A 470-nucleotide genomic window follows, 5' to 3' on the forward strand; every position below is an offset into this window, starting at 1 on the left:
CGAAGGAGCACAAGCTGTGGGTGCTGTCGGATCTCGCCTATTCAGAGCTTTATTATGACGGCTGCCCGACGCCCTCGATCCTGCAGGTGCCGGGCGCGAAGGACGTCGCGGTCGAATTCACCTCGCTCAGCAAGACCTATTCGATGGCCGGCTGGCGGATCGGCTTCGCGGTCGGCAACCCGCAGCTCATCTCAGCGCTGACCCGGGTGAAATCCTATCTCGATTACGGCGCCTTCACCCCGATCCAGGCAGCCGCGGTCGCCGCGATCAACGGGCCGCAGGACATTGTCGAGCAGAACCGCCAGCTCTATCAGCGCCGCCGCGACGTGCTGATCGAAAGCTTCGGCCGCGCCGGCTGGGATATCCCGCCGCCGCGCGCATCGATGTTCGCCTGGGCACCGCTGCCGCCGGCGCTCGCCCATCTCGGCAGTCTGGAATTCTCCAAGCAGCTGCTCACCCATGCCAAGGTC

At 65.3% G+C, this 470-nt stretch carries 1 protein-coding gene; it reads left to right on the forward strand.

The genetic code is table 11. The annotated features are described in order from the left end of the window. A partial coding sequence (locus RAD15_RS43710; RefSeq protein ID WP_458184846.1) for an aminotransferase class I/II-fold pyridoxal phosphate-dependent enzyme occupies positions 1 to 470 on the forward strand: 470 nt, incomplete at both ends.

This window comes from Bradyrhizobium sp. 14AA (genome assembly GCF_054185205.1).